Annotated in this window: 1 pseudogene; it reads right to left on the bottom strand. The window is 72.2% G+C overall.

Annotation, left to right across the window (positions count from 1 at the left end):
• A pseudogene (locus tag JT719_RS25065) lies at nt 1-245 on the bottom strand (NAD(P)/FAD-dependent oxidoreductase); the annotation flags it as partial.

Below are 245 nucleotides of genomic sequence, written 5' to 3'. Positions count from 1 at the left end.
AGCCCTTCAGCCGGCGCTTGCCGAAATCGAAGACGGCGGCGTTGCGGCCGATGATGGCGGTGTTGCCGCGGCTGCGGTAGCGGAAGGGCCGCATCGCCTCCCCGCGCAGGAGGTTCGCTTCCAGTGCTGCACCCAGATGCTCGCCCTGCTGCTTGGCGACCTGGGCCAGGCCGGGTAGCGGCGCGCCATCGTCGCCGGGAAGGGCGACCGTGTCGCCGAGCGCATGGACGCCCTCGTAGCCGGGC

The organism is Sabulibacter ruber, from assembly GCF_017355955.1.
GTDB classification, from domain to species: Bacteria; Bacteroidota; Bacteroidia; order Cytophagales; family Hymenobacteraceae; genus Nibribacter; species Nibribacter ruber_A.
This window is presented reverse-complemented; position numbering and strand designations above follow the sequence as displayed.